The organism is Rhizobium sp. 18065 (genome assembly GCF_902706095.1).
Lineage (GTDB): Bacteria > Pseudomonadota > Alphaproteobacteria > Rhizobiales > Rhizobiaceae > Allorhizobium.
The window spans coordinates 1-23,346 of the sequence record NZ_CACSJP010000008.1 but is presented as its reverse complement, the minus strand read 5'-3'; the positions used below and the strand labels follow the sequence as shown (position 1 = coordinate 23,346).

26 protein-coding genes and 1 riboswitch are annotated in these 23,346 nt (G+C 59.6%); of the genes, 16 read left to right on the top strand and 10 right to left on the bottom strand.

Annotation, left to right across the window (positions count from 1 at the left end; translation table 11 throughout):
• Positions 1-41: 41 nt before the first annotated feature.
• The 4 genes from argC to rplM all read right to left on the bottom strand — a co-directional run bounded on the left by argC (position 42) and on the right by rplM (position 3,091).
• A complete protein-coding gene (gene argC / locus GVK95_RS18270; RefSeq protein ID WP_159952143.1) occupies positions 42-974 on the bottom strand; it encodes an N-acetyl-gamma-glutamyl-phosphate reductase in 933 nt (310 codons plus the stop codon).
• A 71-nt stretch (positions 975-1,045) separates the two neighbouring features.
• Complete coding sequence (gene speB, locus GVK95_RS18265; protein ID WP_159952142.1) at positions 1,046-1,999, bottom strand: agmatinase; 954 nt, start codon at positions 1,997-1,999, stop codon at positions 1,046-1,048.
• 160 nt (positions 2,000-2,159) lie between these two features.
• Positions 2,160-2,624, bottom strand: coding sequence for a 30S ribosomal protein S9 (rpsI, locus tag GVK95_RS18260; RefSeq protein ID WP_112242644.1), 465 nt, complete (start codon positions 2,622-2,624; stop codon positions 2,160-2,162).
• 2 nt (positions 2,625-2,626) lie between these two features.
• Positions 2,627-3,091, bottom strand: coding sequence for a 50S ribosomal protein L13 (gene rplM / locus GVK95_RS18255; protein ID WP_113140971.1), 465 nt, complete (start codon positions 3,089-3,091; stop codon positions 2,627-2,629).
• A gap of 83 nt (positions 3,092-3,174) precedes the next feature.
• On the opposite strand from rplM, the gene GVK95_RS18250 reads away from it, so the two are divergent.
• The 3 genes from GVK95_RS18250 (at position 3,175) to GVK95_RS18240 (ending at position 4,647) form a co-directional block, all read left to right on the top strand.
• Positions 3,175-3,504 (top strand): hypothetical protein, encoded by a 330-nt coding sequence (locus GVK95_RS18250; protein ID WP_159952141.1) that lies wholly within the window; start codon positions 3,175-3,177, stop codon positions 3,502-3,504.
• A 117-nt stretch (positions 3,505-3,621) separates the two neighbouring features.
• On the top strand, positions 3,622-4,053 hold the full coding sequence (locus GVK95_RS18245) for a VOC family protein (protein WP_159952140.1): 432 nt from the start codon (positions 3,622-3,624) through the stop codon (positions 4,051-4,053).
• Positions 4,054-4,170: 117 nt separating this feature from the next.
• On the top strand, positions 4,171-4,647 hold the full coding sequence (locus GVK95_RS18240; RefSeq protein WP_159952139.1) for a CoA-binding protein: 477 nt from the start codon (positions 4,171-4,173) through the stop codon (positions 4,645-4,647).
• Positions 4,648-4,667: 20 nt separating this feature from the next.
• Here the strand turns inward: GVK95_RS18240 and GVK95_RS18235 are convergent, their stop codons facing one another.
• Positions 4,668-5,003 carry a hypothetical protein gene (locus GVK95_RS18235; RefSeq protein ID WP_159952138.1) on the bottom strand — a complete coding sequence of 112 codons (336 nt, stop codon included), beginning with the start codon at positions 5,001-5,003 and terminating at the stop codon, positions 4,668-4,670.
• Between the two features lie 147 nt (positions 5,004-5,150).
• Between GVK95_RS18235 and GVK95_RS18230 the strand changes: the two genes are divergently transcribed.
• Positions 5,151-5,582 carry a CoA-binding protein gene (locus GVK95_RS18230; RefSeq protein ID WP_159952137.1) on the top strand — a complete coding sequence of 144 codons (432 nt, stop codon included), beginning with the start codon at positions 5,151-5,153 and terminating at the stop codon, positions 5,580-5,582.
• A 4-nt stretch (positions 5,583-5,586) separates the two neighbouring features.
• Here the strand turns inward: GVK95_RS18230 and GVK95_RS18225 are convergent, their stop codons facing one another.
• Entirely contained in the window at positions 5,587-6,018 is a 432-nt protein-coding gene (locus GVK95_RS18225; RefSeq protein ID WP_159952136.1) for a DUF6455 family protein, read from the bottom strand.
• A gap of 167 nt (positions 6,019-6,185) precedes the next feature.
• Here GVK95_RS18225 and GVK95_RS18220 point away from each other — a divergent pair, with 167 nt between their 5' ends.
• The 3 genes from GVK95_RS18220 (at position 6,186) to GVK95_RS18210 (ending at position 8,208) form a co-directional block, all read left to right on the top strand.
• Positions 6,186-7,472: an O-acetylhomoserine aminocarboxypropyltransferase gene (locus tag GVK95_RS18220; protein ID WP_159952135.1), complete on the top strand. Its 1,287-nt coding sequence runs from the start codon at positions 6,186-6,188 to the stop codon at positions 7,470-7,472.
• A 63-nt stretch (positions 7,473-7,535) separates the two neighbouring features.
• Positions 7,536-7,880, top strand: coding sequence for a cupin domain-containing protein (locus tag GVK95_RS18215; RefSeq protein WP_159952134.1), 345 nt, complete (start codon positions 7,536-7,538; stop codon positions 7,878-7,880).
• Between the two features lie 91 nt (positions 7,881-7,971).
• Complete coding sequence (locus GVK95_RS18210; protein WP_244618812.1) at positions 7,972-8,208, top strand: hypothetical protein; 237 nt, start codon at positions 7,972-7,974, stop codon at positions 8,206-8,208.
• A 21-nt stretch (positions 8,209-8,229) separates the two neighbouring features.
• On the opposite strand, the gene GVK95_RS18205 is transcribed toward GVK95_RS18210, so the two are convergent.
• The gene (locus tag GVK95_RS18205) at positions 8,230-8,691 is read right to left on the bottom strand and encodes a MarR family winged helix-turn-helix transcriptional regulator (RefSeq protein ID WP_159952133.1); all 462 of its coding nucleotides are present in this window, start codon (positions 8,689-8,691) and stop codon (positions 8,230-8,232) included.
• Positions 8,692-8,873: 182 nt separating this feature from the next.
• Between GVK95_RS18205 and GVK95_RS18200 the strand changes: the two genes are divergently transcribed.
• The 3 genes from GVK95_RS18200 to GVK95_RS18190 all read left to right on the top strand — a co-directional run bounded on the left by GVK95_RS18200 (position 8,874) and on the right by GVK95_RS18190 (position 11,503).
• On the top strand, positions 8,874-9,683 hold the full coding sequence (locus tag GVK95_RS18200) for an SDR family oxidoreductase (RefSeq protein ID WP_159952132.1): 810 nt from the start codon (positions 8,874-8,876) through the stop codon (positions 9,681-9,683).
• A gap of 56 nt (positions 9,684-9,739) precedes the next feature.
• Positions 9,740-10,138 carry a MarR family transcriptional regulator gene (locus tag GVK95_RS18195; RefSeq protein ID WP_159952131.1) on the top strand — a complete coding sequence of 133 codons (399 nt, stop codon included), beginning with the start codon at positions 9,740-9,742 and terminating at the stop codon, positions 10,136-10,138.
• Between the two features lie 66 nt (positions 10,139-10,204).
• Positions 10,205-11,503, top strand: a complete 1,299-nt coding sequence (locus GVK95_RS18190; RefSeq protein WP_159952130.1) for an MFS transporter — start codon at positions 10,205-10,207, stop codon at positions 11,501-11,503.
• Positions 11,504-11,580: 77 nt separating this feature from the next.
• Here GVK95_RS18190 and GVK95_RS18185 read toward each other — a convergent pair whose 3' ends face one another.
• The gene (locus GVK95_RS18185; RefSeq protein WP_159952129.1) at positions 11,581-12,240 is read right to left on the bottom strand and encodes a glutathione S-transferase family protein; all 660 of its coding nucleotides are present in this window, start codon (positions 12,238-12,240) and stop codon (positions 11,581-11,583) included.
• Positions 12,241-12,363: 123 nt separating this feature from the next.
• Here GVK95_RS18185 and GVK95_RS18180 point away from each other — a divergent pair, with 123 nt between their 5' ends.
• Positions 12,364-13,353 (top strand): YafY family protein, encoded by a 990-nt coding sequence (locus GVK95_RS18180; RefSeq protein ID WP_159952128.1) that lies wholly within the window; start codon positions 12,364-12,366, stop codon positions 13,351-13,353.
• 6 nt (positions 13,354-13,359) lie between these two features.
• On the opposite strand, the gene GVK95_RS18175 is transcribed toward GVK95_RS18180, so the two are convergent.
• Positions 13,360-14,604, bottom strand: a complete 1,245-nt coding sequence (locus tag GVK95_RS18175) for a cytochrome P450 (protein ID WP_159952127.1) — start codon at positions 14,602-14,604, stop codon at positions 13,360-13,362.
• 54 nt (positions 14,605-14,658) lie between these two features.
• Positions 14,659-15,903: a GGDEF domain-containing protein gene (locus GVK95_RS18170; protein WP_159952126.1), complete on the bottom strand. Its 1,245-nt coding sequence runs from the start codon at positions 15,901-15,903 to the stop codon at positions 14,659-14,661.
• 361 nt (positions 15,904-16,264) lie between these two features.
• Here GVK95_RS18170 and clpP point away from each other — a divergent pair, with 361 nt between their 5' ends.
• The 5 genes from clpP to GVK95_RS18145 all read left to right on the top strand — a co-directional run bounded on the left by clpP (position 16,265) and on the right by GVK95_RS18145 (position 23,136).
• Complete coding sequence (gene clpP / locus GVK95_RS18165; protein WP_159952125.1) at positions 16,265-16,900, top strand: ATP-dependent Clp endopeptidase proteolytic subunit ClpP; 636 nt, start codon at positions 16,265-16,267, stop codon at positions 16,898-16,900.
• A gap of 290 nt (positions 16,901-17,190) precedes the next feature.
• Complete coding sequence (gene clpX / locus GVK95_RS18160) at positions 17,191-18,468, top strand: ATP-dependent Clp protease ATP-binding subunit ClpX (RefSeq protein WP_113140982.1); 1,278 nt, start codon at positions 17,191-17,193, stop codon at positions 18,466-18,468.
• A gap of 439 nt (positions 18,469-18,907) precedes the next feature.
• A complete protein-coding gene (gene lon, locus GVK95_RS18155) occupies positions 18,908-21,325 on the top strand; it encodes an endopeptidase La (protein ID WP_159952124.1) in 2,418 nt (805 codons plus the stop codon).
• A gap of 205 nt (positions 21,326-21,530) precedes the next feature.
• A complete protein-coding gene (gene hupB, locus GVK95_RS18150; RefSeq protein WP_007606160.1) occupies positions 21,531-21,806 on the top strand; it encodes a DNA-binding protein HupB in 276 nt (91 codons plus the stop codon).
• Positions 21,807-21,944: 138 nt separating this feature from the next.
• Positions 21,945-22,105, top strand: a riboswitch (FMN riboswitch).
• 131 nt (positions 22,106-22,236) lie between these two features.
• The gene (locus tag GVK95_RS18145) at positions 22,237-23,136 is read left to right on the top strand and encodes a DMT family transporter (protein WP_159952123.1); all 900 of its coding nucleotides are present in this window, start codon (positions 22,237-22,239) and stop codon (positions 23,134-23,136) included.
• The last annotated feature ends 210 nt before the right edge of the window (positions 23,137-23,346 follow it).

The window sequence follows — 23,346 nt, the reverse complement described above, 5'->3', positions numbered from 1 at the left end:
TAAACGGAAGACGCAGAAACCATTCCCTGCGCTGAACCGTCTCAGGTGGACAGCATCAGGTCCATGTTCTGCACGGCAGCGCCCGAGGCGCCCTTGCCGAGATTGTCGAGCACGGCCACGAGGTTGACATGCGCGCCGCCCGGAGTGCCGAAGACATAGAGCTTCATCGTGTCCTGGCCGACCAGTTCTTCCGCATCGACGCGGGCAAGCTTTGCACTGTCGGAAAGCGGCACGACCGACACGATCTCCTGACCGGCATAGTGCGATACCAGCGCGGTATGGATTCTCTCGACCGAGGTGCCTGCAGTGAGGTCGTCGATGAACAGCGGCACCTGGACGATCATGCCTTGCGCGAAGCGACCGACCGATGGGGCAAACAGCGGTGCACGGTCGAGTTGACCATGAATGGTCATCTCCGGCACATGCTTGTGCTTGAGCGGCAGGCCATAGAGGAAATTGTTGGCGGCCAGATGTTCGGGATGGTTCACATCTTCCATCTGGGCGATCATCTGCTTGCCGCCGCCGGTATAGCCTGACACGGCGTTGACCGAGACAGGATAGCCGTCCGGAAGGATGCCGGCGGCGCGAAGCGGCCGGATCAGGCCGATGGCGCCGGTCGGGTAGCAGCCCGGATTGGCGACGCAGCGTGCCGACTTGATCTTGTCGCCCTGCGCCTTGTCCATTTCCGCGAAACCATAGGCCCAGTCCGGCGCGACCCGGTAAGCCGTCGACGTGTCGATGATCCGCACCTTGTTGTTGCCAGACAGCATGGCGACTGCCTCCCTGGACGCATCGTCCGGCAGGCAGAGGATGGCGATGTCGGCGCCGTTCAGCAGGTCTTCGCGCATGGCGGCATTGCGCCGTTCCGCTTCGGGGATCGACAGCAGCGTCACATCGCGGCGGCCGGCCATGCGGGTGCGGATCTGCAGTCCCGTGGTTCCGTGTTCGCCGTCGATGAAGATTTTCGCGCTCATGTCTTTATCCATAAATTCAGAAGGTTACCAAGCCTGGCGGAATCACTTTATCCGCTGCATGATTCAGTTTCTTAACGGCTGGCAGCCAGTCGTTCCGCCCTGAGCCCCAGCATATACATCGCGACCGTCGCACCGGCAATGGCGGTGATATCGGCATGGTCGTAGGCTGGCGCCACTTCGACGATGTCGGAACCGCGAATGTCGAGGCTGCCGAGCTTGCGCAAGACCGCCAACATCTTGGCCGAGGAGGGGCCGCCCGCCACCGGCGTTCCGGTGCCCGGCGCATAGGCCGGATCGAGGCAGTCGATGTCGAAGGTCAGATAGGCCGGCCGATCGCCGACATGGGCAAGGATCTGGTCGGCAATCTGCTGGGCGCTGAGGTCCTCGACAGTATAGCCGTGCAGGATCCTGATACCGAAATCCTCCGGCGCTTCGGTGCGGATGCCGATCTGGATCGAATGGGCCGGATCGATGACGCCTTCGCGCACCGCGCGGCAGACAAATGAGCCGTGGTCGATACGCTTGCCGTCGTCGTCCCAGGTGTCCTGATGCGCATCGAAATGCACCAGCGCCAGCGGCCCATGTTTGGCTGCATGGGCCTTGAGCAGCGGCCAGGTGACGAAATGATCGCCGCCGAGACCGAGCAGATAGGCGCCGGAAGCGAGGATCTTGGTGGCTTCCTGCTCGATCAGGCCGGGCGTCTCCTGGTGATTGCCGTAGTCGAGCAGCACATCGCCATAGTCGATTACCGCCATCTGCTCGAACAGGTCGCGGGCAAACGGATATTGCGGATCATTGTCGAAGATCGCGGAAGCGCGCCGGATCGCCTGCGGGCCGAAGCGGGCGCCGGGACGGTTGGAAACGGCGGCGTCGAAGGGAATGCCGAGCACGACGGCATCGACATCCTCCAGCACCTTGGAATACTGGCGGCGCATGAAGGACAGGGCGCCGGCATAGGTCGGATCGGTAGCAGCTCCGCGCACGGCCTTGGAGGTAAAGGCGTTGTCTATCGATTTGCTCGCCATGCGAAAGTCTCTCCAACTGCGGTGTTTGGGCACAAACTAGAATGAGGCGCGTCGGGGCGCAATGTGAAGGAAGTCAACGGTGACGGCGTTGCGAGTTTCCCAACGAAAAAAGGCGGAGCCGAAGCCCCGCCTTGATTTTCCGTTTCCGGTGATCCAGCGATTAACGCTTGGAGAACTGGAACGAACGGCGGGCCTTGGCCTTACCGTACTTCTTACGCTCGACGACGCGGCTGTCGCGGGTCAGGAAGCCACCCTTCTTCAGGACCGGACGCAGGCCCGGTTCGAAGTAGGTGAGGGCCTTCGAGAGACCGTGACGAACTGCACCAGCCTGGCCGGACAGACCGCCGCCGGCGACGGTCGCGATGATGTCGAACTGGCCATCACGGGCAGCTGCGACGATCGGCTGCTGCAGAACCATCTGCAGGACCGGACGGGCGAAGTAGGTGCGGAATTCGCGGCCGTTGATCGTGATCTTGCCGGTGCCCGGCTTGACCCAGACGCGGGCGACGGCGTTCTTGCGCTTGCCGGTGGCGTAGGAGCGACCCAGCGAGTCGACCTTGCGGACGTGAGCCGGAGCTGCGTCCTGTGCCGGGGCAAGGTCCTTCAGGGAAGAAAGATCGGCCATTATCAGGCGCTCCTTGTGTTCTTGCTGTTCAGCGAAGCGACGTCGAGAGCGACGGGCTGCTGGGCTTCATGCGGATGGTTGGAGCCGGCGTAGACGCGCAGGTTCTTCATCTGGCGACGGCCGAGCGGGCCGCGCGGGATCATACGCTCGACAGCCTTCTCGAGAACGCGCTCCGGGAAGCGGCCTTCGATGATCTGGCGGGCAGTACGTTCCTTGATGCCACCCGGATAACCGGTGTGCCAGTAGTAGGTCTTGTCCGAATACTTCTTGCCGGTAAGAACAACCTTCTCGGCGTTGACCACGATGACATTGTCGCCATCATCAACGTGAGGTGTATAGGTGGCCTTGTGCTTGCCGCGCAGGTGCGTGGCGATAATGGTGGCGAGGCGACCAACAACGAGCCCTTCGGCGTCGATGATGATCCACTTCTTCTCCACCTCTGCAGGCTTCTGAACGAAGGTAGACATTGAGGTCTCTTTCAGCTTGATCCCTGGTCGTCCTGAGAGAGGACGATCGGGCGTTTCTTGTTGCTTGGGTCGCATTCCGAAAAATGCAAAAAGAAAGCGGTCCCGAGGGGCCGCGATCTGTGGCGGTGTATAATCTGCATCGAAAACGCGGTCAAGATGTTGCTCATGCTGGCTGCAGCATTCACGTCAACGAAATCAATGACTTAGGTGTGGGGTATTATTTTACCCCATCCGGCGACGTGTTTTTTCGAGTGTTTCGCCAGCCGAATGCCCCAAATCGCGATGCTGCGGCAAAAATCTTCGTCGCGCTGTGGCCGCATTTCGTCCATGGAGCGTTCGCCAGCAACCATCTTTGTGCATGCTTGAGACCGAAAAATGTTCATCGCGAGTGCAAATGCACAAAATCTGACTGAAATTGGAAAGATTGTATTACATACAAAGTCGCAACCTGTGATGACGCTAATATGTACATGAACATAATGAAAACATAAACCGAACGTATCGGCAGGCGACATTTTGCGGAGATGTGCATGTCGCTTGAACGTCGAATTTCCCTCATCACGCTCGGCGTTGCCGACGTCGCACGCAGCACGGAATTCTATCAACGGCTAGGTTGGTCGAGATCGTCGGCATCCAATGACGATGTCACGTTTATCCAGCTCAAAGGTATCGTGCTTGGGCTGTTTGCGCGCCAGTCGCTGGCCGAGGACGCCCGCGTCGAAAACGCCCCAGGCGGCTTTTCCGGAATAACGCTGGCCTACAACGTCGCCAGCGACATAGGCGTTGATGCGGTGGTGAAATTCGCAGTGTCTTGTGGAGCGACCGTGGTCAAGGCGCCCGAAAAGGTGTTCTGGGGTGGCTACTCGGCCTATGTTGCCGACCCGGATGGTCATCTGTGGGAGATCGCCCACAATCCTTTCTTTCCGTTCGACGAGCATGGTCATCTGGTTTTGCCGGAATAATCGTCGGCATTTTAATGATCGTGGCGAGGCCTGCTTAACGAACCTGGACTATAACAGTCTCGGGAGCATGGGGACGGTATATTGGCAGGCCCAGCAATGGGTCGGGAGGAGAGAGCCATGAACCACGACGCCTATGTGAATGCCTATCTGTCGGAAATCCTGACCTCGTCGCGAACGGTCGCGGTGGTTGGCGCCTCGACCAGCGACCACCGTCCGAGCCACTGGATCTGCGGCTTCCTGCTCGGCAAGGGATACCGTGTCTTTCCGGTCAATCCCACGCATGCCGGAGAAACCCTGCTAGGTCAGAGGATCTACGCAACGCTCGCCGATATTCCAGAGCCAATCGATCTTGTCGATGTGTTTCGTCACGCGCAACATCTCGATGCGGTCGTTGACCAGGTGCTCGCTCTCACGCCGCGACCCCACGCCATCTGGGGCCAGCTCGGGGTGCGCGATGATGCCGCGGCCACCAAGGCGGAAGCGGCAGGTGTCAAGATGGTCATGGACCGCTCGCTCGTCAGCGAATACCCCCTGGTTTACGAGCTGACCCATCAGCCGCACGGTCCGGGCGACCGTTCGGCCCATGCGGCGTGAACGCTGGCCATCCGGGCATATCAGAAGCGGATGCGCGGCTTGCCGAAGATGCCGTTGCCGGTCACCGGATCATAGGTCTGGCAATTGAGGACAGGGCAACGCGGATTGTCACGCGTCGGCACATAGGACCGTTCGGCATATTCGTGCGCGTCGCATTGCTCGTTGCGCGTCACGTAGCGGTCATAGAGTGTCATGCCCTTCACCCGGGTCGACGGATAACGCAGGATCGCAGCGCCTTCGTTGATCACCTTTTCTCGTGCGCCCTCGCAGGTCAGCGACAGGGAATTGTAACGCGAAATGGCCAATGCCGGCGACGCTGCGCCGAGCACCAGAAGCGCCACAGAAAATCGTTTCATGAACATGCCTATCACCTCGTCAAATCAAGATTTCCATGGCGCCGGTGCGGGTCGGGTCTCCGGTCCACAGGGCTTTCGCATCTTGTTGTTGCGTCCCTCATCCCCATGTAGTGCTGAATGGAAACGGAACCAGTTCAGGAATGCGCCATGACTGATCATGACCACTATAATGATGACGATATTGCCGAAATCTTGCAGGAAACCCGCACGATTGCTCTGGTCGGCGCGTCCCCAAAGGCAGATCGCCCGAGCTTCGGCGTCATGCAATATCTGCTGTCGCGGGGTTACACCGTCATCCCCGTCAATCCGGGGCAGGCCGGCAAGGAGATCCTGGGACAGAAAGTGTATGCCAGGCTTTCTGACATTCCTGACGAAATCGACATGATCGACGTATTCCGGGCGCCGGAATTCCTCGGCGAGGTGGTCGCGGAAGCGCTGGCGCTGAAGACGCGGCCGCAGGTGATCTGGGGGCAGCTTTCGGTGCGCGATGATGTTGCTGTTGAACCTGCCGAAGAGGCGGGTATCACGGTGGTCATGGACCGGTGCCCGGCCATTGAGATCCCGCGCCTCGGTCTTTGAAGGTTTAGCGTTCCGTCAGCAGATCGGGATCGGCCCGAAGCGCGTTCAGCGTTTCCGCATTGCCGCAATAGTCCATGAAGGATTGATCCGCCACGGCATGGACGAGGTCTCGCCGACACTGGTCCTTGGCGCCACAAGCCGCGCAGGTTGTCTGCATGTGGCGAAACAGCTTGCGCATGCGCAACTCGACTTCCGCTGGATCGATGTTGAGTGCCCGCATCATCTGCGGCATTTCATCGGCGCCATGCGGGCCAGCCTTGAGCAGCACCAGAAGCTGGTCTGGCGATATACCGCAATCCTCGGCCAGAGCCATGATGTCCTTCTCGTCCATGGCTGCAAGAATGTCGGCTTCGGCCGAGGCTTCGAAACTCTTGGCAAACCACGACAAAATCTGGGTCAGCGACTGGCAGATTGGCTCTGCGATGGCAAGTGTCATGGATATCTCCGTTGGCTGCAACGATGATCCCATCGGTCGCCATGGTCCGCCTTGACCTTGATCAAAGAGGAATTTTCTCCACCGGGCGTTGAGATTGGAATTTTGCTGGCTGACAAGCCATGGCGAGGCACTATGATCCGCGTCACCAATACAGGGAGGGTAAAACAATGTCCGACAACAATCCGGGATTTGCCACGCTTGCCGTTCACGCCGGCGCCCAGCCTGATCCGACGACAGGTGCGCGGATCACACCGATCTACCAGACCACGGCCTATGTCTTCAACGACTCGGATCATGCCGCAGCCCTCTTCGGTCTGAAGCAGTTCGGCAATATCTACACCCGGATCATGAACCCGACGCAGGCGGTACTCGAGGAACGCGTCGCCGCCCTTGAAGGCGGGACTGCGGCGCTTGCGGTAGCATCCGGCCACGCTGCCCAACTGCTGATCTTCCACAGCCTGATGCAGCCGGGTGAAAATTTTGTTGCGGCGCGCAAACTCTATGGCGGCTCGATCAACCAGTTTGGCCATGCCTTTCAGAATTTCGACTGGCGGGTGCGCTGGGCCGATCCGGCCGATCCTGAAAGCTTTGCCGCCCATATCGATGAAAAAACCAAGGCGATCTTCATCGAGAGCCTCGCCAATCCCGGCGGCACATTCGTTGATATCGCGGCAATTGCCGAAGTGGCGCATCGTCATGGCCTGCCGCTGATCGTCGACAACACCATGGCCAGCCCCTATCTGGTGCGCCCGCTGGAACATGGTGCCGATATCATCGTGCATTCAGCCACCAAGTTCCTCGGTGGTCACGGCAATTCCATGGGGGGCGTGATCGTCGACGGCGGTACATTCGACTGGTCGGCGACACCGGGCAAATATCCGATGCTGTCGACGCCACGTCCGGAATATTCAGGACTCGTCCTGCATCAGGCATTCGGTAATTTTGCCTTTGCCATTGCCTGCAGGGTCCTTGGCCTGCGTGACCTGGGACCGGCAATCGCGCCAATGAATTCGTTCCTTCTCCTGACCGGCATCGAGACGCTGCCGCTCAGGATGCAACGCCATTGCGACAATGCGCTGAAGGTTGCAACCTGGCTGAAAGGCCATGCCAAGATCGCCTGGGTCAACTATGCCGGCTTGCCCGACGATCCGAACAATGCCCTGCAGAAGCGCTATTCGCCAAAGGGCGCCGGCGCCGTCTTCACTTTCGGCATCAAGGGCGGACTGGAAGCCGGCAAGGCGCTGGTCAGCGGACTGCAGCTCTTCTCGCATCTGGCCAATATCGGCGACACCCGTTCGCTGATCATCCATCCCGCCTCCACCACCCATGCACAGCTGACAGAAGAGCAGCAGGTCGCTGCGGGTGCTGGACCTGACGTCGTGCGGCTCTCAATCGGTATCGAGGATGCAGAGGACATCATCGCCGATCTGGAACAGTCGCTGGCGAAGATCTAAAGACGACGACGGGCGGCATCATCCGGTGCCGCTCGAATTTTCTCGGCATTCCGGAGCCCCCGCATGAGCCATGTCCAGTCGTTTGACACCACCGCCATTACGCCGGAGGAGGGTGCGCCTGCAGCCGACAGGCTGATTTCCGGGGATCCACGCTTCACCACCTGGAATGTCGAGGAAGCCGCGGGCGGGCTCTATGCCGGTATCTGGCAATCCACCCCCGGCAAGTGGCGCATCGTCTATGACGAATGGGAGTATTTCCACATTCTCGAAGGCTATTCGATCGTCACGGAAGAGGGCGGTGCACCGATCCATCTGCGGGCAGGGGACCGCCTCATCCTCAGGCCAGGCTTCAAGGGAAGCTGGGAAGTGATTGAAACGACTCGCAAGGACTATGTCATTCGCCTGTGAAAGTGGCGCCGTCTGTGGAAATCGGCCCCGCCTTCTACCCAGCTGGTCCTAGGGTGGCTACGGGTCGTTGCTTCTGTAATGAGGTATTGTAATGAGAATTGTCAGGCTGGTCTTTCTCGTCGTTTTCGTCGGGCTCATGCTCGGCGGCTTCCAGTGGTATCGCTACATCACCAACACCGAGAGCCCCTATCAGGAGGTTGGTATCGAATTGAACAGCCGCATGCCGGAGCCGATCCGCAAGTGGGGATGTGACCGGTTGCATGAAACCTTCGCAAACACTTTGCCGCCATACGGTTGCCAGGCCGGCGATGGCACAAGCTGGATGTAACGACCGGCTATTGGTGATTGGCTATTTGTTTTCGTCGCGTGTCGCGGCCGTCAGATCCATCGAGGCGATGGTGTTGAGGGCCGCGCGCAACTGGGCTGAATTATCCGCGCCATAGGCTGCGTCGAGCCGGCCTTGTGCTTCCTGCCACAGCGCGCGCGCGTCCGCCTGCCGCTCAGCCCCCAGCGCCGTCAGCCGGGCGCGCTTGACCCGTCGGTCCTTGTCGTCGGCGACAAGTTCAACGAGGCCGTCGCGCACCAGCGGCTTTAGCGTGTGGCCAAGTGCAGACAGATCCATGATCAGTGCGTCCGCGAGGCTTTTCAGGCTCGGCTCACCACTGTGCACGATCTGCGTCATCAATGAAAACTGCGTGCCTTTCAGGCCGGACGGACCGATGAAGTCGTCATAGAACTGGCCAAGCCGGCGCGCCGTGCGCCGTACCGCGCTGTTATTGCAGTAGTTCCAGATACCGTCGTCGTTTTCCATATCTGCTTTCCTGTCTGCTTTCACACCAGTCTTCCGCAGTCTTCGCCATGGTCGGTGGCATCGGTTGACGGTGTAGTTTGTCGTGCCGGCAAATGAAAGTTTTTGTCCGCCCCTTGCATCGGCAAAATCTCTTCCGCATATATAGTGGCATATACCAGTAAATTCAAACTCAGGAGAAAGCCATGACCACTGCCGTCGCATCATCCCTCGGAACTGCGCTTGTAACCGGTGCCTCGTCCGGCATCGGCGCCACTTACGCCCGCAAGCTTGCCGCACGCGGCTACGATCTCGTGCTCGTCGCCCGTGATGCGACACGCCTGACGGCGCTGGCCGGAGAACTCGGCTCCGCTTTCGGCATTTCCGCCGATGTCCTGCCTGCCGACCTGACGCTTGCCGCCGATGTGCGCAAGGTCGAAGACAGAATACGCGCCGACCAGGCAATCACTTTGCTCGCCAACAATGCCGGCATCGGCCCGAACGGCACGCTGCTCGGGGGCGATATCGACTATCTCGACCGGATGATCGCCATCAATGTCACAGCCGCTAACCGACTGGCCGTGGCCGCAGCCCAGGCCTTCAAGGCACGGGGCAGGGGCGCCATCATCAACATCGCCTCGGTTGTCGCGTTGGCGCCGGAGATCTTCAACGGCACCTATGGCGCATCCAAGGCTTTCGTTCTGGCGCTCACCCAGGCGCTGGCTCACGAACTGGCAGACAGCGGCGTCAAGGTTCAGGCGGTGCTGCCGGGCCTGACCCGCACCGAGATCTTCGATCGCGTCGGCAGCAGCTTCGATCATATCGATCCGGAACGGGTCATGGATGTCGATGACATGGTCTCTGCAGCCCTTGCCGGCTTCGATCAGGGGGAACTGGTCACCATTCCTTCGCTGCAGGATGCCGACCTTCTGTCGTCCTTCAATACCGCTCGTGGCGCCCTCGGTCCGCATCTGTCGCGCCGTCTGCCAGCTGCCCGGTACCTGAGTGCGGCTTAAGACACGGCGAAGCAAGCTGGCTTGCATCCGACATTGTGCGGGTATATACCCGCACAATGTCGACGTCGTGCTACTGCATCACCCTGAGAAAAGCCTCCCGGCGCCTGACCTCCATCTATGATGAGGCAATGGCTCCGCTTGGCGTGAACATCAGCCAGTTCAGCCAGCTTCGCAATATCAAACGGGCGCAACCGGTCTCGCTCACCGATCTGGCGAAACGCCTCGAACTCGACCGCTCCACCGTCGGCCGCAACACCAAGCTTCTCGAGCGCATGGGCCTCGTCAGCAGCGAGCCGGGCGAGGACCTGCGGGAGAACGCACTGGTCCTGACGGAGCAGGGCGAGAAATTGGTGGAAGATGGCGCGCCGCTCTGGGACGAGGTCCAAGAACGGCTCGAACAGAAGCTCGGCACCTCCGACATCGGCAAATTGGTGGTAGCACTCAATTCGCTCTGACTTTTTATTCATATGCGGGTAGCTACCCGCATATCATGGCAACTTCCCAACGTCGAAAGAAGGCCGATGTTTTCAGCCAGGCTTGCGCAATATCTCTCTGCCCGCGGCATCCATTACGCATGGGTCGTCGCGGCAGTCACCTTCATCACCATGCTGGCGACCGCCGGCGCCATGGGCTCAGCCGGTGTGCTGATCGCACCGCTCAGCCGCGAATTCGGCTGGACGACTGAGGAAATCTCCACGGCCATGGCGATCCGTCTGGTGCTCTTCGGCCTGCTCGGCCCCTTTGCCGCAGCCCTGATGAACCATTTCGGCATGCGCAGCGTCATCGGCGCGGCGCTGATGCTGATCGGCGGAGGTATTCTCGTCTCCTTCCAGATGACGGAGCTCTGGCAGCTGATCGCGCTCTGGGGCGTGGTGATCGGCATTGGCACCGGCATCACCGCCATGGTGCTCGGCGCAACGGTCGCAACCCGCTGGTTTGCCACCCGGCGCGGTCTGGTGATCGGCCTGATGACGGTCAGCAACGCCACCGGCCAGCTGATTTTCCTGCCGCTGCTTGCCAGCCTGACAGAAGCCTATGGCTGGCGCCTTGCGCTGTCCTTCAATGTCGCCACGCTGTTGCTGGCCATGTGTGCGATCCTGGCCCTGATGCGCAACTATCCCGCCGATCTCGGCCTGGCGCCCTATGGCGGTCACGAGATCCAGCCACCGCCGGTGCGCTCGGCCAAGCTGTCGTCCATGCTGCTGTCGCCACTGGTGGCACTGCGCGACGTCTCCGGCAATGCGACCTTCTGGATCCTGTTCTTCACCTTCTTCGTCTGTGGTCTCAGCACCAATGGCCTGATCCAGACCCACTGGATTTCGATCTGCGGTGATTTCGGCATCGCAGCGGTCAGTGCTGCCGGCATGCTGGCGCTGATCGGCATCTTTGATTTCGCCGGCACATTGGCGGCCGGCTGGCTGTCCGACCGTTATGACAACAGGTGGCTGCTGTTTTGGTTCTACGGCCTGCGCGGCCTGTCGCTGGTCTTCCTTTCCGCGTCGGGCTTCGATTATCTCACCCTGTCGGTGTTTGCGATTTTCTACGGTCTCGACTGGGTTGCCACCGTGCCGCCGACCGTGAAACTGTCGGTCGAGAATTTCGGTCGCGAAAAGGCCAATATCGTTTTCGGCTGGATCTTCACCGGGCATCAGCTTGGTGCGGCAACGGCGACATTTGGCGCCGGCTATATCCGCACCGACTACGAATCCTTCCTGCCGGCCGTCTATATTGCCGGCTTCATGTGCCTGTTTGCAGCCATTGCGGTTCTGGGCGTCGGTCGTGTCGGCCGCGAGACTGCTGCAGCACAGGCGGCCACCTGACCTGAAAGCTGAAAGGGCTCCGGACTGTGTGCCCGGAGCCCTCACACGGGTTTAGTATCAACGCGATGCCGTCGATTTCAGGCGGCGTTGCCGAGCCTGTCGGCAATTGCCTGATGGTCTGCAGCCAGCGCGGCATCGTCTGCCGTGACCTTGAGATAGGCCGGACGGCTGGTCATGCGCTCGATATAGGCCCGGAACACAGGGCGTTCCGGCACCAGCCCGAACATCGTCGTCCAGTTCAGTGCCGTGCCCCAGAGCAGGTCAGCCGCAGTCAGGCGTTCGCCAAGCAGATAGGGGCCGGGTGTCAGTGCGGCTTCCAGTGTCGCCAGCATATCGTCGTAATTGCTGTAGGGCGTCTCGTTTGCCGATGTTGGTACCCGCTGCAGATGGCGGTCGATTACCGCCGGCTCAAAGCAATTGCCGTAAAACACCATCCAGCGCAGATAGGCCGCCCGGTCGGTATCGCCGATTGCCGGCGTCAGTCCGGCTTCGGGAAACAGATCGGCGAGATAGAGATAGACGGCAGCCTGTTCGGTGACGAAGGCATCGCCATGGCGGATCGCCGGCACCTTGCCGAGCGGATTGATCGCCAGATAGCCGGGCAGGCGCTGCTCGCCGATCTTCATGTTGAGAACATGCAGATGGTATGGCGCGCCCAGTTCCTCCAGCAGGATGCGGGCGCCGGTGGCGCGTGTCTGGGGTGAATAGAACAGGGTGATGGCGTCGTTCGTGGTCATGATCGTCTCCTTGCTTGCATCTTGGCTCGGATGAGCGGCGATGACACAAGAATGCGGCCCCATACCTGTCAGTCTCTGTCAGGTTGGATTAGGATAATTGCGAAAACGGAGATTTTTTCAAACATGCGCGCCAGCCGGCTGATCAATATCCTGACAACCCTGCAGGCACGCGGGCTGGTGACGGCTGAAACGCTGGCTGCGGAAAACGAGGTCTCGGTCCGCACGATCTACCGCGATGTCGACGCGCTCTCCATGGCCGGCATCCCGGTCTATAGCGAACGCGGTTCGGATGGCGGATATCGCCTGCTCGACGGCTACCGGGTTCGGTTGAACGGCCTTTCATCAGCCGAAGCCGAGGCCATGTTTCTCTCAGGGTTGCCCGGAGCCGCTGCCGATCTCGGTCTTGGCACGCTGATGACCGGTGCGCAGAAGAAGCTGACGGCAGCGCTGCCGGAGGATCTTCGCCGGAGCGCGATGCGCATGCAGTCGAAATTCTACCTCGACGCGCCGAGCTGGCTTGGTGAAAACGAGCAACCTCTCCACCTGCAGGCGATCGCCGACGCGGTGTGGAACTCCAAGCGCATACACATGCGCTATCGCAGCTGGACGGCTGAAAAGAACAGGGAGGCAGAACCGCTCGGCATCGTTTTCAAGGGTGGTGCCTGGTACATGGCAGCCAGGGTCGAGCAAAGCGTACGCACCTATCGTATCGCCCGTATTCTTGACCTTCTGGTCACCGACGAGCATTTCGAATGGCCCGGTGATTTTGATCTGGCCAGCTATTGGATCGAAAACACCAGGCGGCTGGAAGAGGAACTGTATCCCGACATGGCCGTGGTGCGGATCTCGCCATTCGGCTTGACGATGCTGCAGCACAACAGCCCGTCGCATGTGCGCAACTGCATGGATGTGTCGCCGCAGGCAGATGACCGTGGTTGGCACATTGTCCGTCTGCCTGTGCCATCGCAGCACATGGCGGTGTCGGATTTTCTCCGGCTTGCCGGCGAGGTGGAGGTGCTGGAGCCGGTCGAGCTGCGCGACGCAATGCGCGCAGCCGTTTCGACGCTTGCCGACTGCTACGGACGGATCGATAGCTCCGGAAATCCAGGCTGACCCGTTTTACCAGCGCAGATCGAGCCGTTCCAGGCCGTGGAAATGGTAGACATCCTTGACCACCGGCTGTGCTGCGATCTTCAGGCCGGGCAGGCGCTTGAACAGCAGCGGCAGCGCGATGTTCAGCTCCAGCCGCGCCAGCGGTGCGCCGATGCAGAAATGGATGCCGGCGCCAAACGACAGATTGGCACCTTCCTCCCGCGCAGGCTTGAACACCAGCGGATCGGTGAATTTGGCCGGGTCGAGATTGGCGGCGGCCAGGATCAGGCTGACCTTGTCGCCACGCTTCAAGGAGATGCCGTCGATCTCGCAGGGCTCGATGCAATAGCGCTGGAAGATATGCACCGGTGCGCAGATGCGCAGCGTCTCTTCGACTGTGCGTTCGGTGGCTTTGGCATCGTGGAACAGATCCGCCGGATCGAGGCCGCTTTCGAGAATCATCCGCACGGAATTGCCGATCTGGTGCACGGTCGCTTCATGCCCGGCATTCAGCAGCACGATCGCCGTCGAGATCAGCTCGTCCTCGGTCAGATACTGGCCCTTATGTTCGGTATGGATCATGTGGCTGAGCAGGTCGTCCTGCGGCGTGGCGCGCCGCTCGGCAATCATCTGGCGCACATATTCGGCAAACTCTTTCGCCGAGCGGTCGGCCGCGTCCTCGTCGGCGCGTGTCCGCTTGAACATGTACATGCCGACATAGTCGTGGCTCCACTTGAGCAGCTGCGGCCCCATTTCTTCCGGGATGCCGATCATGCGGGCAATCATCGTCACCGGAATGATGTCCGCAAACGAGGCGAGCAGTTCCGTCTCGGCCTTCGCCTCGAAGCGGTCGATCAACTGATTGGTCAGGATTTCAATTTCCGGCGTCATCTTCTCGATGCTGCGCGAGACGAAGGCACGGTTGACCAGCGTGCGCAGCCGCGTGTGTTCAGGCGGCTCCAGTTCGAGCAGGGAATGCAGTTCGGCGCGGTCGAAATGGGTGGTATGGGCATCCGGCTCCGCCATGCCGAGCTCTTCGCGGCTGGCGACATGCAGGATCTGTCGGCCGAAGCGACGATCGCGCAGCAGGGCATTCACATGATCGTAGCCGGTGAAGAACCACGCCTTCTGCTCTTCCCAGTAAAACGTCGGACAGGTCGCGTGCAGAGCTGCATATGTGCCGTTCGGATCGCTGTAGAACGCTGGATCGCGAGCATCGAGGGATACACGACGGGTGGCGGGATTTATCGAGAGGAAAGGACGGTCGGTCATCGGGCCTGCTTAACTGAACTGAGAGTTGGGGCAAGGAACGCAGATGCGTTTGAACTAGGAATTATCCGAGCCAGCGACGGAAGCAAGGCGTTTGAGGATCGCCACCTGATGGTCGGCCTGATCGTCAAGTGGATCCGTGCGGTGCGGGGGAAGGGTCACCACACGCTTGCCGTTGGTCACCGCTGTCCGGTTGCGACCCTGGGCTTTTGCCCTGTAGAGCGCCTTGTCGGCGTTTTTCATCAACTGGTCCAGGGTGGCTTCGGCCACTGTCGATACGGCGATGCCGACACTGACCGTGACGGATGTCGCAACGGCGCCGGCAGGGATTTTCCGCTCGGCCATGGCAAGACGCGCGGTCTCGGCAACGAGCGCCGCATCCCGCGCCTCGGCGACGCCGAGCATGGCGGCGAACTCTTCGCCACCTGTCCGTGCGAAAGCTGCTCCTTGAGGAAGGAGAGATGTGCACAGGCGTGCAAATTCGCACAGCACCAGGTCGCCGGTCTGATGGCCGTATCGGTCGTTGATCTGCTTGAAATGGTCGAGATCGAACAGCAGTAGGGCAACAGCCGGCTTGTCGCTGGTCCCCGTCATCTGTTCGAACGCATCGTTCAATCCCCGTCGATTGAGGGCGCCGGTGAGGGGATCAGTACACGCCAGCTCCCGCAGCCTTGCCTCTGATTGATCCATCAGCATCTTGGCCAGAATGACGATAGCCGTCACGAACCCGACGATTGCGACCAGGCCGACATGGGCTTTGATCGTCAGGTCCGGGAAACTGCTTGGCATCAGCCTGATGGCCAGGCCGGCAAACACGATCCCGCCGATGGCTTGCAGGATCCACACCAAAGCGAGCATCTGGCGGTACCGGATTGTGCTGAAGGCCGATTTACCCACCGTGAATGCCATGATGGCGAAGCCGATGCTGGAGGCGATGTCGTAGACAGCGAAGCGGTAGGCAAACTCGGCGCGAATGAAGGGCAGAAGGTTGGCGGCTGTCCACAGTAGCGGCGGGAGCAGATACAGGCGCGGCGGTCGCCGTCCGTCGAAGGTCGCCAAGCCGACGACCCAGAAGCTGAACGAGGAGAGCGAAATGAAATTCGCCATGTGAATCGAGATGAAGTCGGGAATTTCGTTGCGGGCTGCAATGAGACCGAGGCCAAGCGCATGACCGGCAAAGCCCAGGCCGAACCACAGATAATGCCTCTGGTTTGGTGCGTGCAGCCAGATCGCTATCAGGAGAATCGAAAACGTTCCGGCCTGGGTGACCCAAAGCAGAAACGCCGTCTTCACATCGAGCACGGCGAACAATCCTAAAATTAGTCCGAGCAGTATCGCCGCTAAAATGATCCACATGGGTTAAGCAGTCACTACGAAAAGCTGCTGACTTGCCGTCGTCGAACTTTTTTGCGCTAGACCGAGAATTACCGAAGATTCACCATGTTAGGCCTTTCTTGTGAAGCGCCGATTATGCTGTGTCTTGCCGTTGGCCAAAGCCAGAGAAACCCGCTAGTCGGAGGACAGTGGTCTGCATGGCGCCATTAAGGATATCCCTCTCTCGCGTCTTGAATGTCGGGGTGCGGACACTCTATGTAGGGGTTGACAGATTTTATGTGATTCCCTTCGCCGACCGGTGTCGGGGAGAAGCTGATAAAGGACCGACATGAGAAATCCCGTTGATACCGCCCTGGCTCTGGTGCCGATGGTCGTGGAGCAGACCAATCGCGGCGAGCGTTCCTACGATATCTTCTCCCGACTGCTGAAGGAGCGGATCATCTTTTTGACCGGTCCGGTCGAGGACAATATGGCGTCGCTCGTTTGCGCGCAGCTGCTTTTCCTTGAGGCCGAAAATCCGAAGAAGGAAATCGCCATCTACATCAACTCGCCGGGTGGTGTCGTCACCGCCGGCATGGCGATCTACGACACGATGCAGTTCATCCGTCCGGCCGTATCGACGCTGTGCGTCGGCCAGGCCGCGTCGATGGGTTCGCTGCTGCTGGCAGCCGGCGAAAAGGGCATGCGCTTTGCAACCCCGAACGCCCGCGTCATGGTGCATCAGCCGTCCGGCGGCTTCCAGGGCCAGGCTTCCGACATCGAGCGTCATGCTCGTGACATCATTAAGATGAAGCGTCGCCTGAACGAAGTTTACGTGAAGCACACGGGTCGCACGCTCGAAGAAGTGGAAAACACGTTGGATCGTGACCATTTCATGGAAGCGAGCGAAGCGCAGGAATGGGGTCTGATCGACCGCATCCTGACCTCGCGTGTTGAAATGGAAGGCGCGGCTCCGTCGGCCTGATGACACTCGGTTTATCCTTCGGCGCCATGGGTGCCGGAGGATGTGAACAGCCGAGGGGTTTAAAGTCGTCGCGAAAGCGCTATTAGTAGAATTAAGGCTATGTTGAATTTTTATGACATAGTCTGCCGCGTTAAGGGGTTTTCGTTGCCGCCGTTCCGGGTCTTCTTCGGATCGGCTAGTAGCTCCTGATCGGAAAGGGTTTCGGCCATCAAGGCGGTCGGAACCGGACGGTTTGAGTGATCGCCCTGCCGCAACAACGCGGTGGCGCGGCGTGCTGGAAGGATAAAGACATGAGCAAAGTCAGCGGAAGCAACGGCGGTGACTCCAAGAATACCCTTTATTGTTCCTTCTGCGGCAAGAGCCAGCACGAGGTCCGGAAACTGATTGCCGGACCGACGGTATTCATCTGCGATGAATGCGTCGAACTCTGCATGGATATCATCCGCGAAGAGAACAAGTCTTCGATGGTCAAGTCCCGCGAGGGCGTTCCCACGCCGCAGGACATCATCAAGATCCTCGACGAATATGTGATCGGCCAGAAGCAGGCCAAGAAGATCCTGTCGGTCGCGGTTCACAACCATTACAAGCGCCTGTCGCATGCCTCCAAGGGCGGCGATGTGGAACTGGCGAAGTCGAACATCCTGCTGGTCGGACCCACCGGCTGCGGCAAGACCTATCTTGCCCAGACGCTTGCCCGCATCATCGACGTGCCGTTCACCATGGCGGATGCCACGACGCTGACCGAAGCCGGTTACGTCGGTGAAGACGTCGAGAACATCATCCTGAAGCTGCTGCAGTCGGCCGACTACAATGTCGAGCGTGCCCAGCGCGGCATCGTCTATATCGACGAAGTCGACAAGATCAGCCGCAAGTCTGACAACCCGTCCATCACCCGCGACGTTTCGGGCGAGGGCGTTCAGCAGGCGCTGTTGAAGATCATGGAAGGCACGGTTGCTTCCGTTCCGCCGCAGGGTGGCCGCAAGCATCCGCAGCAGGAATTCCTGCAGGTCGACACGACAAACATCCTGTTCATCTGCGGCGGTGCATTCGCCGGTCTCGACAAGATCATCTCGGCCCGTGGCGAAAAGACCTCGATCGGCTTCGGCGCGACCGTGACCTCGCCGGAAGACCGTCGCGTCGGCGAAGTGCTGCGCGAACTGGAGCCGGAAGATCTGGTCAAGTTCGGCCTCATCCCGGAATTCATCGGTCGTCTGCCGGTCCTGGCGACGCTCGAAGACCTGGATGCCGACGCCCTGATCCAGATCCTGTCCGAGCCGAAGAACGCGCTGGTCAAGCAGTACCAGCGCCTGTTCGAGATGGAAGATGTCGAACTGACATTCCACGAGGACGCCCTTCGCGAGATCGCACTGAGGGCGATCACCCGCAAGACCGGTGCCCGCGGCCTGCGCTCGATCATGGAAAAGATCCTTCTGGATACCATGTTCGAACTGCCGGAACTGGAAGGCGTTCGCGAAGTCGTCATCTCCGACGATGTGGTCAAGGGGTCGTCCCGTCCGCTGTATATCTACGCGGATCGTCAGGAAGAAAAAGCCAACGCTTCGGCGTGAGCTTTCGCCACTGACAAGTGACATTGACAAGAATGAGATTGCCCGCCGTCCTGGCGGGCTTTTTCGTTGTTTTAGGCCCATCCGGATATCTATTCGGTGTGACCCACTGTCGATATTGCTGGCTATCGGTGGGGACGGCGCTGAGGTGGCACGGTTGCGACCCTGTCGTTGGTCTCCTGCCGGTTCTGCCTTGCCTTTTTCGACGCAATCCACAGCGCATTCAGACACGTACGCATGGTTCGGACCAGCCTAAGGGACTAGTGTAAAAGTTCGTCGTACTCTGTCATGCTGTCGTCACAGATTCGCGACCGCCATGGTGGTCAGGCTTGAATTACGCATACCGCCACTCCACTTGTTGGGGGAGCAAGAAATATGCCCGTCGCCTCCGGGGGCGGACATCTAGTCCCGGGTCAAACCGGGACCTCGGAAAGGAAGTGAAATGTCGAAAACGTCTGCTGCACACGAGAGCAATACCTATCCGGTACTGCCCCTGCGCGACATCGTGGTCTTCCCGCATATGATCGTTCCGTTGTTCGTCGGTCGTGAAAAGTCCATCCGTGCTCTTGAAGAGGTGATGGGATCCGACAAGCAGATCATGCTGGCCACACAGATCAATGCCAGTGATGACGATCCGGCGCCCTCGGCGATCTACGAGGTCGGCACGGTCGCCAACGTCCTGCAACTGCTGAAGCTGCCCGACGGTACCGTAAAGGTGCTGATCGAGGGCCGTGCCCGTGCCAAGATCGAGACCTATACCGGTCGCGAAGATTATTACGAGGCAACCGCCCACATTCTGGCAGAACCGGAAGAGGATGCAGTTGAGATCGAGGCGCTATCGCGCTCGGTGGTCTCCGAGTTCGAAAACTACGTCAAGCTGAACAAAAAGATTTCGCCGGAAGTCGTCGGTGCCGCCAGCCAGATCGAGGATTACTCGAAGCTTGCTGATACCGTTGCCTCGCATCTGTCCATCAAGATCACCGAAAAGCAGGAAATGCTGGAAACGGTGAGCGTCAAGGCGCGCCTTGAAAAGGCACTTGGCTTCATGGAAGGCGAGATTTCCGTTCTTCAGGTCGAGAAGCGCATCCGCTCGCGCGTCAAGCGCCAGATGGAAAAGACCCAGCGCGAATATTACCTGAACGAACAGATGAAGGCGATCCAGAAGGAACTCGGCGACGGCGAGGACGGCCGCGACGAGATGGCCGAGCTGGAAGAACGCATTGCCAAGACCAAGCTGTCCAAGGAAGCCAAGGAAAAGGCCGATGCGGAGCTGAAGAAGCTGCGCCACATGAGCCCGATGTCGGCGGAAGCGACAGTTGTTCGCAACTACCTCGACTGGCTGCTCGGCCTGCCATGGAACAAGAAGTCCAAGGTCAAGGTTGATCTCAATCTGGCTGAGAAGATCCTCGACGAGGACCATTTCGGTCTCGACAAGGTCAAGGAACGCATCGTCGAGTATCTGGCCGTCCAGGCCCGTGCGACCAAGCTCAAGGGCCCGATCCTGTGCCTCGTCGGACCTCCGGGTGTCGGCAAGACATCGCTTGCCAAGTCGATCGCCAAGGCAACCGGCCGCGAATATGTGCGCATGGCGCTCGGCGGCGTGCGTGACGAGGCGGAAATCCGCGGTCACCGCCGGACCTATATCGGCTCGATGCCCGGCAAGATTGTCCAGTCGATGAAGAAGGCGAAGAAGTCGAACCCGCTCTTCCTGCTCGACGAGATCGACAAGTTGGGCCAGGACTATCGGGGCGATCCGTCTTCGGCGCTTCTTGAGGTACTGGATCCGGAACAGAACTCGACCTTCATGGATCACTACCTGGAAGTCGAATACGACCTGTCCAACGTGATGTTCGTCACGACCGCGAATACGCTGAATATTCCGGGCCCGCTGATGGACCGCATGGAGATCATCCGCATCGCCGGTTACACCGAGGATGAAAAGCTGGAAATCGCCAAGCGTCACCTTCTGCCGAAGGCGATCAAGGAACACGCCCTGCGTCCGGAAGAATTTTCCGTCGCAGACAGCGCGATCATGGCGATCATCCAGCAATACACCCGTGAAGCCGGTGTCCGTTCCTTCGAACGCGAGTTGATGAAGCTTGCCCGTAAGGCCGTCACCGAAATCATCAAGGGCAAGGTGACCTCGGTTGCCGTGACCGGTGCCAATATCAACGAATATCTCGGCGTTCCGCGTTATCGCCATGGCGAAGCCGAAGGTGAGGATCAGATCGGTGTCGTCACGGGTCTTGCCTGGACCGAAGTTGGCGGCGAGTTGTTGACGATCGAAGGCGTCATGATGCCGGGCAAGGGGCGCATGACCGTGACCGGTAACCTGAAGGAAGTGATGAAGGAATCGATTTCTGCAGCGGCGTCTTACGTCCGTTCGCGCGCCGTCGATTTCGGCATCGAGCCGCCGCGCTTCGACAAGTCGGATATCCACGTGCACGTGCCGGAAGGCGCAACGCCGAAGGATGGCCCGTCGGCAGGTGTTGCGATGGCGACTGCGATCGTTTCGATCATGACCGGTATTCCGGTCAACAAGGACGTGGCGATGACGGGTGAAATCACCCTGCGCGGTCGCGTGCTTCCGATCGGTGGCCTGAAGGAAAAGCTGCTGGCAGCCCTTCGCGGCGGCATCAAGAAAGTTCTGATCCCGGAAGAAAACGCCAAGGATCTGGCGGACATTCCGGACAACGTGAAGAACAATCTCGAGATCGTTCCGGTGTCGCGCATGGGCGAGGTTATTCGCCACGCTCTGATGCGTGTGCCGGACCCGATCGAGTGGGATGGCACCGTTGAAACGCCTGCAATCGGCACTGTCGAAGGTGTCGATGAAACCGGTGCGGCGATCGCTCACTGAGGCATTTCTGCCATGCTTGCGCCATAAAGGCGAAAAACATCAAAAAAGGCTGGCAGTTTTGCCAGCCTTTTTTGTGAAAAGTCTGCGGAACGGCTTGTTTTCCGGGGTGTTCAGGTGCTTTTGGGTTGCGCAGGGCAGAAGCATTCGTATTCTCCGCCCGACTTATCAATTGAGTCGTTTCATACCAATCAGAAAGGGTGGAAACATGAACAAGAACGAACTCGTATCCGCGGTAGCCGAGAAGGCTGGCTTGACTAAGGCCGATGCGGCCTCTGCCGTCGATGCCGTTTTTGAAACGGTCCAGGCTGAACTGAAGAGCGGTGGTGACATCCGTCTCGCCGGTTTCGGTGCGTTCACCGTAGCGCGTCGCGAAGCCTCCAAGGGCCGCAACCCGTCCACCGGCGCAGAAGTCGATATTCCGGCTCGCAACGTTCCGAAGTTCACGGCCGGCAAGGGCCTGAAGGACGCCGTCAACTCCTAAGGGAGAACGGCAGGCCACACCGTTTTTTGCGGTGGTGGTCCACAAGACTTAAGCCCGGCCCTCGTGCCGGGCTTTCTTTTTGGGCGCCTTGCGTTGCAGCAACGCATATCCTAACTCTTGTCTCGCCGGCTTGCCGGTATTCGTTCTCAGGGCGGGGTGCAATTCCCCACCGGCGGTAAGGAGATGTCTCCGAGCCCGCGAGCGCCTGTTTCTGTGACGGCAACGTCGAAAGGATCAGGGTCAGCAGATCCGGTGTGATTCCGGAGCCGACGGTATAGTCCGGATGAAAGAGAATGAGGTCATCGATCGCGATCTTGTCCGGCTTGCCGGATGAACGCGATTTGTCGTGCCGTCGCCCCGGCTCTTGGAGCGCCTGCCGTCGCCTCGTCTGTCCTGATTTGTGTTGGTCCTTTGGAAAAGGAAAACGGACATGAATCAGAGCTCCTTGTCGCTCTTCCGCTCACGCGCCTTCACCGGTGCCGCCTTCATGGTACTGGCGGGCATCGCCTTTGCCGTGCTCAATGTTGTCACCCAATGGCTTGCCATGACGCTCGGCTTTCCGGCCGCGTCCACTGCCTTCTGGCAATATGGTTTCGCCCTTGTCCTCTCTCTGCCACTGCTGTTTCGTCTCGGCCTGAAGGCCATGCGCACCGACTATCCGCTGCGCCACGCGTTACGCGTGCTGCTGGCCGCCTTCGGTGTCCAGGCCTGGGTCATGGGCCTTGCCACCGTGCCGATCTGGCAGGCGATCGCACTGGTGATGACGTCGCCCTTTTTCATCATCATCGGCGCGCGTCTCTTTCTGGGAGAAACGGTTGGCCGCGACCGTTGGCTCGCTACCTTTGTTGGCTTCCTCGGCGCGATGATCATTCTCCAGCCCTGGTCCGACAGCTTTTCGCTGTCCGCTCTGCTGCCCGTGCTCTCCGCCCTTCTCTGGGGCGGATCTTCATTGCTGATGAAGAACCTGACGCAGTTCGAAGCGCCGGAAACGATCACGGTCTGGCTCCTCGTCCTGTTGACGCCAATCAACGCCGGCCTCGCCATGGCCTCAGGCTTCGTCATCCCGGAAGGATTGGCTTTGTGGCTGCTGCTGGCGGCGGGTCTTTTGACCGCGATCGGCCAATATCTGTTGACGCTTGCCTATAATGCTGCGGATGCCGCCTATGTTCAGCCTTTCGACGACCTGAAGCTGCCGTTGAATGTCTTCGCCGGCTGGCTGGTCTTCGGTTATGCGCCAAGCGGCTATCTGTGGATCGGAGCTCTTCTGATTCTCTCCGCGTCGCTCTTCCTGATGTTGCGCGAAGCCGGTCGCGAGGCGCGATCGAACTAAACTCAGCGTTGGTGTCTGCTGCGATGGCTATTGTCATCTCCCTGTCATTCACATGACGCAAAAGCCTCCTGTTCCCATTTTCGGAAACAGGAGGGTTCCGACGCGGTTCCAGATTTGCCATTGTTTTCAAGCGCTTAGGTCTGGGGCACAGGGGCACGGAATACACCAGTGTCCCAATCAATAGCACCCTTGCCGATTGTCACATCGATT

What these genes read in the sequence shown, in the direction of transcription:
- GVK95_RS18185 (WP_159952129.1), bottom strand. Translation starts at nt 12,240, where the DNA reads ATGACCACGAACGACGCCATCACCCTGTTCTATTCACCCCAGACACGC.
- GVK95_RS18250 (WP_159952141.1), top strand. Translation starts at nt 3,175, where the DNA reads ATGCAAAAAGAAAGCGGTCCCGAGGGGCCGCGATCTGTGGCGGTGTAT.
- GVK95_RS18220 (WP_159952135.1), top strand. Translation starts at nt 6,186, where the DNA reads ATGTCCGACAACAATCCGGGATTTGCCACGCTTGCCGTTCACGCCGGC.
- GVK95_RS18200 (WP_159952132.1), top strand. Translation starts at nt 8,874, where the DNA reads ATGACCACTGCCGTCGCATCATCCCTCGGAACTGCGCTTGTAACCGGT.
- GVK95_RS18205 (WP_159952133.1), bottom strand. Translation starts at nt 8,691, where the DNA reads ATGGAAAACGACGACGGTATCTGGAACTACTGCAATAACAGCGCGGTA.
- rplM (WP_113140971.1), bottom strand. Translation starts at nt 3,091, where the DNA reads ATGTCTACCTTCGTTCAGAAGCCTGCAGAGGTGGAGAAGAAGTGGATC.
- clpP (WP_159952125.1), top strand. Translation starts at nt 16,265, where the DNA reads ATGAGAAATCCCGTTGATACCGCCCTGGCTCTGGTGCCGATGGTCGTG.
- GVK95_RS18230 (WP_159952137.1), top strand. Translation starts at nt 5,151, where the DNA reads ATGACTGATCATGACCACTATAATGATGACGATATTGCCGAAATCTTG.
- GVK95_RS18245 (WP_159952140.1), top strand. Translation starts at nt 3,622, where the DNA reads ATGTCGCTTGAACGTCGAATTTCCCTCATCACGCTCGGCGTTGCCGAC.
- GVK95_RS18235 (WP_159952138.1), bottom strand. Translation starts at nt 5,003, where the DNA reads ATGAAACGATTTTCTGTGGCGCTTCTGGTGCTCGGCGCAGCGTCGCCG.
- GVK95_RS18175 (WP_159952127.1), bottom strand. Translation starts at nt 14,604, where the DNA reads ATGACCGACCGTCCTTTCCTCTCGATAAATCCCGCCACCCGTCGTGTA.
- lon (WP_159952124.1), top strand. Translation starts at nt 18,908, where the DNA reads ATGTCGAAAACGTCTGCTGCACACGAGAGCAATACCTATCCGGTACTG.
- rpsI (WP_112242644.1), bottom strand. Translation starts at nt 2,624, where the DNA reads ATGGCCGATCTTTCTTCCCTGAAGGACCTTGCCCCGGCACAGGACGCA.
- hupB (WP_007606160.1), top strand. Translation starts at nt 21,531, where the DNA reads ATGAACAAGAACGAACTCGTATCCGCGGTAGCCGAGAAGGCTGGCTTG.
- GVK95_RS18195 (WP_159952131.1), top strand. Translation starts at nt 9,740, where the DNA reads ATGTCGACGTCGTGCTACTGCATCACCCTGAGAAAAGCCTCCCGGCGC.
- GVK95_RS18215 (WP_159952134.1), top strand. Translation starts at nt 7,536, where the DNA reads ATGAGCCATGTCCAGTCGTTTGACACCACCGCCATTACGCCGGAGGAG.
- GVK95_RS18225 (WP_159952136.1), bottom strand. Translation starts at nt 6,018, where the DNA reads ATGACACTTGCCATCGCAGAGCCAATCTGCCAGTCGCTGACCCAGATT.
- GVK95_RS18180 (WP_159952128.1), top strand. Translation starts at nt 12,364, where the DNA reads ATGCGCGCCAGCCGGCTGATCAATATCCTGACAACCCTGCAGGCACGC.
- speB (WP_159952142.1), bottom strand. Translation starts at nt 1,999, where the DNA reads ATGGCGAGCAAATCGATAGACAACGCCTTTACCTCCAAGGCCGTGCGC.
- argC (WP_159952143.1), bottom strand. Translation starts at nt 974, where the DNA reads ATGAGCGCGAAAATCTTCATCGACGGCGAACACGGAACCACGGGACTG.
- GVK95_RS18145 (WP_159952123.1), top strand. Translation starts at nt 22,237, where the DNA reads ATGAATCAGAGCTCCTTGTCGCTCTTCCGCTCACGCGCCTTCACCGGT.
- clpX (WP_113140982.1), top strand. Translation starts at nt 17,191, where the DNA reads ATGAGCAAAGTCAGCGGAAGCAACGGCGGTGACTCCAAGAATACCCTT.
- GVK95_RS18210 (WP_244618812.1), top strand. Translation starts at nt 7,972, where the DNA reads ATGAGAATTGTCAGGCTGGTCTTTCTCGTCGTTTTCGTCGGGCTCATG.
- GVK95_RS18240 (WP_159952139.1), top strand. Translation starts at nt 4,171, where the DNA reads ATGAACCACGACGCCTATGTGAATGCCTATCTGTCGGAAATCCTGACC.
- GVK95_RS18190 (WP_159952130.1), top strand. Translation starts at nt 10,205, where the DNA reads ATGTTTTCAGCCAGGCTTGCGCAATATCTCTCTGCCCGCGGCATCCAT.